The 8,307-nt window shown below is 66.9% G+C and carries 6 protein-coding genes, 1 tRNA gene and 2 pseudogenes; 4 read left to right on the top strand and 5 right to left on the bottom strand.

Annotated elements, in window-relative coordinates; genetic code table 11:
• Positions 1–94: 94 nt before the first annotated feature.
• Positions 95–307: pseudogene (locus ACZ56U_RS39865) on the bottom strand (hypothetical protein); the annotation flags it as partial.
• Between the two features lie 81 nt (positions 308–388).
• On the opposite strand from ACZ56U_RS39865, the gene ACZ56U_RS39860 reads away from it, so the two are divergent.
• Complete coding sequence (locus tag ACZ56U_RS39860) at positions 389–1,645, top strand: replication-relaxation family protein (RefSeq protein ID WP_469088840.1); 1,257 nt, start codon at positions 389–391, stop codon at positions 1,643–1,645.
• Positions 1,646–1,836: 191 nt separating this feature from the next.
• The gene (locus tag ACZ56U_RS39855) at positions 1,837–2,418 is read left to right on the top strand and encodes a hypothetical protein (RefSeq protein WP_469088839.1); all 582 of its coding nucleotides are present in this window, start codon (positions 1,837–1,839) and stop codon (positions 2,416–2,418) included.
• A 680-nt stretch (positions 2,419–3,098) separates the two neighbouring features.
• On the opposite strand, the gene ACZ56U_RS39850 is transcribed toward ACZ56U_RS39855, so the two are convergent.
• The 4 genes from ACZ56U_RS39850 to ACZ56U_RS39835 form a co-directional block, all read right to left on the bottom strand.
• Positions 3,099–3,485, bottom strand: a complete 387-nt coding sequence (locus tag ACZ56U_RS39850) for a hypothetical protein (RefSeq protein ID WP_469088838.1) — start codon at positions 3,483–3,485, stop codon at positions 3,099–3,101.
• Positions 3,486–3,513: 28 nt separating this feature from the next.
• Positions 3,514–3,987, bottom strand: coding sequence for a hypothetical protein (locus ACZ56U_RS39845; protein ID WP_469088841.1), 474 nt, complete (start codon positions 3,985–3,987; stop codon positions 3,514–3,516).
• A 252-nt stretch (positions 3,988–4,239) separates the two neighbouring features.
• Positions 4,240–4,845, bottom strand: coding sequence for a hypothetical protein (locus ACZ56U_RS39840; protein ID WP_469088837.1), 606 nt, complete (start codon positions 4,843–4,845; stop codon positions 4,240–4,242).
• Positions 4,802–7,054, bottom strand: coding sequence for a hypothetical protein (locus tag ACZ56U_RS39835; RefSeq protein ID WP_469088836.1), 2,253 nt, complete (start codon positions 7,052–7,054; stop codon positions 4,802–4,804). Before ACZ56U_RS39835 ends, ACZ56U_RS39840 begins: the two co-directional genes overlap by 44 nt.
• 721 nt (positions 7,055–7,775) lie before the next feature.
• Here ACZ56U_RS39835 and ACZ56U_RS39830 point away from each other — a divergent pair.
• Positions 7,776–7,996, top strand: a pseudogene (locus tag ACZ56U_RS39830) (LexA family protein); the annotation flags it as partial.
• Positions 7,997–8,050: 54 nt separating this feature from the next.
• A tRNA-Trp gene (locus tag ACZ56U_RS39825) sits at positions 8,051–8,127 on the top strand.
• Positions 8,128–8,307 lie beyond the last annotated feature (180 nt).

Genomic DNA, 8,307 nt, shown 5'->3' with positions numbered 1-8,307 from the left:
GGAGCGAGTAACTCCCACTCCTGATCGGTGAGTTCATGACGACGTATCACCCCACCATGATCCACCATTCAATGATCTTTGAAGACGGGCCCTAGAGGACGCCGCCCGTCCAGCCGGGGAAGCCGATGCAGAAGATCGAGCCGATGTTGGCGTCGGCGACCGAGGTCAGGACGCCCTCCTCCAGGAGCCTGACCGTGTCCAGGGCCTCGGAGAAGAGCATGCGTTCCTGCATGTCTTTGAAAGGCACCGTCGCGGAGGGGATCTCCGCACCCGCGCGCGTGAAGTGCTCGCGCAGGCCCGGCCGCAGGGTCGTGGGCCCTGCGCCGCCGGGCCCGTGGCTGCGCAGACCGAAGGGGCCGCGCACAGTGTGCAGGGGAGGGGTGGGGTGGTGGGTGGCTCGAAGACCTACCCGTATGGATCGACCGGGGCGGTGCGCGCGCAGGTGCTCGCCGCGCTCGGGGTCTTGAAGGTGGCCAGCGCGGATCAGATCCGGCGGCTGATGTGTCCGGGGCACAAGGACAACAAGGCGGTGCGCAATGCGTGCCTGGACTTGTCCCGGCATGGGCTGGTGCTCTCGGAGGGGAGCGCGCGGGACGGCAACAAGCTGTGGGGACTGACCCCGCTCGGGCTGGACGCGGCGGCTGAAGTCCTCTCGCGTCCCGTCAGTGAGATGGGCGGCACCGCACGCGGCGCGGCCCGCTCCGGAGCTCCGCACGCGATGGCGGTCAACGAGACCATCATCGCCATCACCCGGACCGCCCCCGAGTCCACCCGCCCCGTACCCCGGACCACACCTACGCCTGCGCCTGCGGTGCCGCGGCAGGTGCCCGCCCCAGGAGCGTCGGGGATCGGCGCGGTGGCGTCCTGGTCGACGGAGGTGGCGCACGTCCTGTCCGGCAGCGGCAGCGGCCGGTCTCGTTCCGTCGTCCAGGCCGACGCGGTGCTGCTCGCCCCGGACGCGGGGGTGCCGGTGCTGCTGGTGGAGGTCGACAACTGCACGGAGTCGCCGGAGCGCCTGGCGGCGAAGTTCGACCGCTACCGCGACTACTTCCGCCGCAAGGCCAAGGACGCACAGGGCCGGGAGATCCCGGCCTGGCGCACCCTGTATCCGTCTACCGGCCGGGAGGGGCACCCGCCCATCGCGGTGGTGTTCAACCCGGGCATCCGTACCGGCGAGCAGGCGTTGAAGAACCGGATGAACCGGGTCCTGGACCTGACCCGCGACGTCTGGGCGGGGCGCTTCGAGCGCATGGGCGGCCCGGGCGACCACACCGACGGCTACCAGAACTACGCGGACGCCATCCCGCTCGTCTTCACCACGCTGCCACGTCTGCAGGAGTCGGGGCCGCTAGGAGAGGTGTGGTGGCGCTGCGGACACCGCCAGTGGGAAACCCTCACCGACGCTCTGACCAACCCCGACGACGAGGACGCCTGGCAGCTACGCGACGAGGAGCAGCGCTGCCGGCGTGAGGAGCAATGGGAACGCGAGCGCCAGGAGCGGGCCCAACAGCTGGCGCAGGACCGCGAGCAGATGGCCGCGGCCGCCGCAGCAACTCCTCCCGAGCTGCCGCCCGCTCCCTGCGAGCGGTGCGGGCCTGCCCATCACCGGCATGCCCGGCCACGGCTACCCGTACGCCCCGCCTGAGGACGGCCGGCACTGTCCCGAATGCCGCACCGACATCGCCCGCCAGCCGACTGGCCTGCTCAAGGCCCTCTTCACCCGCCCGTCCTCCAGAAGCTGACCTGTCAACCTCAACCAGGTCTGGCCACGGGCGCCGTGGACGCTTCCGGCGTCGTGGTGTGACTGAGCGCTTCAGTTGGCCACGGCCAGGATGGATGGGCCGCCAGGCGTCCTCGACAGGCGCTGGGGCCTCACCGACACTGATCGGCATGGGGGACATCGGGGTGTGGGTCGCGGCTCTCACCGGCGGCACGGCCGTGCTTGCGAGCTGGGTGACCAACCTGGGAAATGTGCGGGCTGCCCGGGTCCAGGCCGAAGCTTCGGCACAGGCCCAGCACCGAGAACGGGTGAGGGAGTTGCGGCGGGCCGCGTACCTCGAGGTGATGGGACACGCTCACGTCGTCGGTGAGCTGTACCGGAGGGTTGTGGACGCGTTCCACCAGATCTCCGACCCGGACCACCAGCTGACGCGCTTCGAGGAACTGCGTTCGGAGCTGCGCGAGGCCTACGATCCGCTCATGCACGGCGTCCGTGTAGTCGTCCTGGAAGGGCCGCCCCCCACCGCCGAAGCGGCCCAGGCCGTTCTGGACGCCGCGCGGAACGTCAACCGTTGCCTGGGGCACATCACCTGCGGTGACGCGGACGCGCGCGCTCGCTTCGGCGAAGTGCAGGGGACGTACCTGCTGCACCTGGAACGGTTCGTCGACACGGCGCGCGCTGCGATGGAAGCTTCCTGATCGGGCGTGTGGAACGTCGCTCCGATGAGAGGCTGCCGACCTTCGAGAACGCCACGCTCAACTGGCCAGCTGAAGTGTTCAGTCACACGTGGGCGCACCTGGCCCCGGGGTGTCGCTTGCACAGAAAATCGAACAGAACGCCGAGCTGACGCTGCGGGAGTTCGCCCTGCTTGTGTCCACCGAAGACACCGCCGTGACCTGCGTCGCCGAGCTCAAGCGGCGGCACGTCGAACGCTATCGGCAGTGGCTGCTGGAGCGTCCGGCCGCCCGCGGCGGACCGCTGCACCGGCACACTGTCCGTGACCGGCTGAGCAAACTCCGCGGCTTCCTCCACCGCCTGGACGAGTGGGATTCCGCCGACCGGCCGCCCCGCCAGCTGGTGTTCGACAGCGACTTCCCGTGTCGGCGTACAAGTGATCGTGCGCCACTTCGTACGGATGAGAGTGCACCATTGTTGATGCGGTTCAGGGTGAGGGCCGCGAGTCTCTGTCGTCTGTTCGGGGTCACCGGAGGGCGGTTGATGGTGGTCTTGGAGCCGCATCGTTGGCTTGAGTTGCGGCAGTTTCGGGGGCTCTACGAGTCCGGTGCAATGAGCTGCGGGAGATCTCGAAGGAGACCGGGACGATGCTGCCTGAGTGGATGCCCCTCCGCCCGCGGTGGCGACTCCGGGGGCAGGGTCGTTATCCGAAGAAGAGAGCGACATTCTTGTCGACGCAGATACGCAACACGGCTACCAGCCGCTGAGCGTCCTCGACGTGTCGTTCCGTGCCCACATCGCGAGGCTCTTCCTGCGACCAGTGTTCGAGGACGGCCTCCAACCGGGGCAGGACAGCAACGCAGTCCGCTGCCGACAGGTCCTCGCTGTGATCATCCGGGTGGTTGAGAAGGGGTTCCAGTTCGGTTGAGACATCTGTCCATGGCCGGTCCCCGCCGAAGCCCACCATCTCGTCGAGGCTGAACCCTTCCGCGAGAGCCAGCCGGCGACGGAACTGAGTAAAGCCCCCATACGAGAAACAAGCATCCAGCCCATCGACGTCTTCACCACCAGGAAACAGACACAGACCCATGGCACCCCCTCTTCAATGCCCATGGCCGTCACACGGTGGGATCTATGTTCCACGTCTCCGGCAGATCGCTGCCACAGAAGACACAGACGAAGTCGTCCTCGCGCACGATATTGCGTTCCTGGCAGCCGGGGCATCGCCGGAACACCACTTCGTGGGTGAAGCCGGAGGGCCGTTCGAGCCCCAAGTCGTCCAGAGCACGAGCAACTTCCGACCAGGAGCCGACGTCGGGGCAATACCCGGTGGACTGGTTGCTGACCTCGCTCACGGCCCACCGGGCCGCCTCGCGCACGAAACCGATCTCGCCGGCACTCAGAACCATGGCTCCGCCGGCACAGGCCACGTGCTCGCTCCGTCGCGGCGCCAGCCGGAGCGCACCGTCCGTGCCGACCACGAAGGTGAACGGCTCCGTCAGCTCTGCCGCCGATCGCCCAGCGATCCAGTCGTCGAATTCAGCTGCCGAGCTGATCCGGCACCCGCCGCTGCCAGGCCGGACCGCAACCATCAGCTCCACCGGTCCGACATATCGGTAACTCCGCCCCCGCGCACTCACATCAACCAACCCAGAGGACTTCCGACACATGCCCTACGAGGTGCACCGGATCCTGGCCTCCGCACCGGACCGGTTCGAGCTGATCGGGATCCCTCTGCTGAGCGAGCACTCCGGCTCGCGCTGGTCGTCCGCCCGGATCTGACGCCTGCGAGGCACGCCCTCACAGCTGGGTGCCCTCACAGCGTTGTGAGGGCACCCGCGTTTTCAGCCGCTCGCCGGGAGGGGATCCCCCAGCTGGATCGTGGTCTGGCATGGAACTTCCTGCCAGTGCTGATCCTTGTCTTGTTCGTACCAGTAGCGGCAGCCTCCGAGGTCGCCCTTTACTGGCCCCGTCACGGTGACCTTCGCCGCGTAGTAGTAGTCGCTGCCTGCCTTGGCCTTCAGACGGATGGGCTCACCGGCGTAGTTCTTGAATTTCTCCGGATCGCGTGTGCCGTACTTTCCGCCCTCGTAGGCGAGAAAGATGACTCCGCCTACCTCGTTCACGTTGAGGACCCGGTACTCGCCGACTTTCAGTCCCTTCGGGACTTCGGTGAAGCGGGCCTTGCTGATCGTCACGGGATCGTTGGAGGTGTTCGTCGGCAGCGGCAGTGCCGCCCAGAACACCTCGCCGACCTGGGCGTGTTCGGTGCCGGCCCGGCCGGTGGACTGCATCCCGCCGTTGAGGGCCCTGCCTTCCGTCACACGGCTGTCGCCTGAGTCGGTCGTGCATCCGGCCGCCGTGAACACGCTCGCCAGCAGGCAGGTGAGCAGGATGCCGCGTCTCCTAGTAGGAGAAGAAGACGCCTGGCTTGCCGTCGAGGCTGCCATTCTTCCCCCAGATGGTGTGCTCGGCCTGCTTGGTGCCGGCGGTGATCCGCTGGGCATGCTGACGGTCGTACTGGGTGGACGCGCTCAATGTCACCCCGTAGACCGTCACGGCATTGGACCACTTTATGCTCTTGGTGCGGTTCAGCTCCCAGAAGGTCCCCCGAGGCACGATCCCCCGGTTCCTCTTCGGCGACTTCGCGTAGGGCGTCGGGCCGTCCTTCTTCGACACGTCCTTGCCAATCTTCGACACCGCCCAGCCGCCAGGCACCTTGTAGCGGTTTGGTTCGATCTGCTTCCACCGCGAGTGGGGGTAGCCGCCGCAGTAGCGGACGTACTCGTACTTGACGTACTCCAGCGGCACCTTGAACTGGTGGCCGTAGTACGGGCCCTTGTTGGCGAAGCCCATCGTCCGGCCGGTGGACTTCGACACGGCCTTGCCATTGCCGATCGACCAGCTGCCGCTGCTGTTGACCGCGATGTCAATTGTGCTGGACAGGGTGTCGTTGTACGAGTATCCGGCCTTCGCGTCCCAGTAGGCGTGTGCTTCGCCCACCGTGGTGTAGGCAGTCTTCGAGCTCTCCTTGTACTTCATGGTCTGGCAGCTGCCGCCCTCGTAGGGAGTGACCTTCTCGCTGCTGATGTCCTTGCCGTTGATCAGGTAAGGGTTGTAGGTCGAGGACAGCTTGCCCTTGTCCGACTGCCACAGCGGATCCGGCGCGTCGTCGGCGACAGGGCTCTTTTCCACCTCGGCTGCGTACGTCTGGTTCATCTGCTCTTCGGTGGGCTCAGACCCTGAGAGCGAGCCGTCCGCCGAGGTCGGTACCAGCGTCACGCTGTGCCCGCTGTCCGCGGCTCCGGCGGCGAACGTCGTGGGTCGGCCGGTGTCGGGGTCCTCGGTGGCCGCAACCAGGGTGTCGACACCAAGCACGGGCACGCCGGAGGAGGTCTTGCCGTCGACCGTAGCGGAAAGGTTCAGCGAGCCACCGTTGTCATCGACTTCCGTCTGCACCTCGGCAGGCAGCGTCTCCGGCAGCGTCACCGACCAGGAGCCGTCGGCCGCGGTCGTCGTGGTACCGAGCGCCGTCTGCTGGGTCGAGCCGTCCGTCTGCTCGATACCGGCATCCAGCGCAGTCACCAGCACCGGCAACCCCGGCGCGCCCTGCCCGTCGCCGAGGGTGAACTTGCCCGACACGGTGCGGGACATCTGCGCATCGGAGTCATCGGGCGTGGTCACCGGCACGTCCGCACCGGCCGACTCCGGCGGCGCGCCGTAGACGGGCTTCGCGTCGACGGCCAGGTCCGCCAGGCAGGACGCGGTGTCGGCGAAGACCTGTCCGTAGATACCGGTACTCACCTCATCCTGGGCAAGCGTGGCTGGCGATCCGGTGTACCTGCGGATGATGCCGGAGTAATCCGCTGCCGACGTCTTGGTATCGAAAACTCCAGGGCCAGGGCTCCAGGCCGTCACCGCGTCCGTGAGGCCGCTGGCGTCAGTGATGGTGGGGTCCAGCGAAGCCGACAGGACATTACCCGTCATGCCCATCACCTCGACGTATTTGCGATGTGTGATGCTGCCGTCGGCAAGGGTGTAGATGGTATTGCCCACCATCCACACGCTCGTGGCCCCGGTGATCTCGCCGAGTCGGGGCGAAGCAGGAAGCGTGGCCATCTTGGTGATGGTGCCGGCGCCGGTCGCGGGCTCGCTCTGCTGAAAGACCGTCACGACGCCGTCGGTGTCCTGCGTGAAGATGCGCTTGCCGTTGGACCAGGCCCGCCTCACGCCGTTCCAGGCCAGGTTGTACGTCTTGACCGGGGTCAACAGCGAGCCACCGCTGGCGCTGCTGTCCTTGTACGCCTTGACCGTGTTGTTGAAGGTGATCTCGTAAATCACACCCTGACCGCCGGTAAAGAGCCTGCTGGTGCCGGGGACGGTGGCGGTGGCCCCGGTATCGATCATCGTGCCTTCACCCGTCTTGGGGCCCCAGTCGACGTACTTGCGCAACGTGCGCGGCCGGGCGAGGTTCACCGGATCCGGCCCGCCCGGGGTTTCCCACACGTAAGTGGCCACACTCGTTGCGCAGGCATCGGCTGCCGCCGCGCTGCCCGGCGCGATGACTTGGGGAACAGCGGCCATACCGGCGACGAGAGCCGTGGCGCAGACGGCCCACAGGGCACGGCCCGCAGGTCTCGTGTTGATGGAGGTGGACAAGGATCCCCCTTGCTGGTTGCAGGGACAGCGCACCCTGCAGAAACGTTCCGTCGAGCTGGTCTGACTCGCGGTAGTCGGGATCTAATCACGCCTCCAGGAAGATAAGCGGAGTGTCATCATCCGATTTCAAAGCAAGATCGTCCACATCGGCGATTATGTGTCCGCTATGTAGGGACTATGCATTGAGGTTGTCCTGAGCTTCCACCTGCGGGCTTTACCCTTTCATGGTCGTCATAATGCCCCACCCAGGCCAGACCGAGATCAACTCGAGATCCCGTCCCGCCACGCAATCTGCTCTCGACACCGGGCGCAGCGGGGCCTGCCCCGCCCGGGACGCCCTCCGCTGACACCTCCCATTCCGCCCTCGCTCTCGGCGGAACACTCCGGCTGCCCGCCGACGCGCGCCGGGCGATCGACATCATGGGAAGGCGTGCGGGTCCCCTGGGGTGAGCTGGCGCCACGCCGCCGCCTGTGGCCGCACCTGCCAGAACGCCCTCACCCCGCTGGAAGGCGTGGCGAGGCCGGCTCGCCGGTGGGGGTGCGTCTGGTGCCGCCGTGGTCAGCAGAACTGAGGCTGGAGGCGCTGTCGCGTGGTTACGCGGACATCGTGGAGGTGCTTGCCGACACGGTGCATCCGATGCGGGCCCCTGGACACGACGATCCGGCAAACCGCCCACGATCAGCAACGACCGAACTCAGAAGGACTCACTGGAGAAGAGCTGCACCCATCTGCGACGGCGACATCGTGACCGTACGGCGCCAGAACAGCGCCGACTATGGCGACATCGTCGCCGCGCTCCTGGACGACGAGGCCACCGTGAAGGTCTTGAAGCGACAGGACGGACAGGTGTGGCTGATGCCGCGCAACCTGTCCTTCGAGTCGATCCCGGCGGCGCCGCACGCATCCTCGGCAAGGTCGGCGGCGTCCTGCGGCTTCTCTGAGTAGAAATCCCTTGGAGAAGAACCGGTCGGTCATGCCACGCTGACTCCTACCGAAGGGGCGTAGCTCAGCTGGCCAGAGCGCCGGTCTCCAAAACCGGATGCCGCAGGTTCGATTCCTGCCGCCCCTGCCAGACGAAGTCGGCGCGAGGCCAGCGGGGTTCACCTCTCCGCCGTCGCGCCGATCCTGACAGAGCTGATGATCTGTAGGCGGCTCCCTCTAAGAGGTCCTAACAAAGGCGTTGGACGTGGCGGTGTGTGATGAGGCAGGTGGCGAGGCCGAGGAAGGCTTCGTGGATGTCGTCTCGTCTTTC

Source organism: Streptomyces sp. NPDC034103 (assembly GCF_055575395.1).
Note: the sequence above shows the minus strand (reverse complement) of the source record. Positions and strands in the feature narration are given on the sequence as shown.